Origin of the sequence: Endozoicomonas sp. ONNA1, from assembly GCF_024606325.1 — a bacterium.
GTDB lineage: Bacteria > Pseudomonadota > Gammaproteobacteria > Pseudomonadales > Endozoicomonadaceae > Endozoicomonas_A.
The window spans coordinates 1-1,249 of sequence record NZ_JAHHPN010000564.1; the positions used below are offsets into that span (position 1 = coordinate 1).

Annotated in this window: 1 protein-coding gene; it reads right to left on the bottom strand. The window is 53.6% G+C overall.

Features of this window, described 5'->3' with window-relative positions:
- Positions 1 to 1,249: hypothetical protein (locus KDK19_RS12880; RefSeq protein WP_257292124.1), on the bottom strand; the 1,249-nt coding region annotated here is incomplete at both ends.

The window sequence follows — 1,249 nt, forward strand, 5'->3', positions numbered from 1 at the left end:
GGTAAAGCGGTAAATGGCACTCTTTTCATCGATGACATACTGATGTCCGGGGACGCTTTGCTGTAAAAGTGCATAACCAGACCCCAGTCGTGTACGGATGAACACCTTGCCATCCAGAACCCCGTCATCCAGCTTCAGGCTGTCTGGCCAGTCATTGGCATAGACACGGTGTGGGTTCTGCCAACTGCCCATCCTCACCAGAGGGTCTGTACCGGATGCCATCATTTTTATGCCTTCAGACGACGGGATGTGTCGGCTGAGGATCAGTTTATCAACGGCATGACAGTTCAGCGTCCGAATTTTTTCGGCTGGCCTGAGGGCCGGTGCTGCCAAAACAGTCTGACCATCCCGGTAGAGGGTTAGAAACCCACGGTCATCTATGGTCATGGCCAGGTGTTGGCGGGGGGAGGTAAAAAATGGCTCGACCCTGTCGTGAAAGACCCTTTTGCCATCCGTCAGCCTGATCTCCAGTCCACCATTTTTCAGGCTCAAGCTGATGGCATCAGCGCCGTCAGTCCCGGCAAAATGAATGAGTGTGCCTCCGGCCCGGGCAGGCAAGTCCCGGTGCACCCAGGCCGCCAGGATAAAGCGGCCGCCGGTGACCGGAGGAGGTATCAGACGTGACAGACCGGCTGGACAACGAGCCTGCTCACCACTGTCAGTGACATTTTTTGATTCCAGCGAACGCCAGCTTGCTGCCTGCAGATTGGTAAGGCTGACACCACCCAGATGAACCCGGTTAAAAGAAGAAGGGGCAAAGAATATCTTTACTGGTTCATTTTTCTCTGTATTTTCCTCTGCATCCTCCAGCTCCAGACTGACAATATTATTGCCGGAGCCAGGGTGTACGCTGGCACCACTGCTTTTGAGGTGAAAAATATCATTTCCCGAATCCCCGAACAGCCCAACCCCCGGCTTGACAGTACCGGAGATGAAGAACAGGTCGTCACCTGGCCCGCCCCGTACCGATGCCGTAACATTGTCAAGCTGGTAAGTGTTATCCAGCCGTTTGTCGTCAGCCAGCCTGGAGTCATAGTAATTCCGAAGTTTTTTGCTGGTCAGTACCTCGGTTCCGTTGTTGGCCGGATTAACCATTATCAGGCGCCAGAACTGCTGTTCCAGACCGTCGATAAAGTGCCCGGTGGCCAGGCTGCCATCATGACGTACACAACGGGGAACGTGTAGTAAATCGATGGTGAAAAATAACTGGCTGTCGTCCAGAACCTCCAGATGGGTATAATTTTCGGTC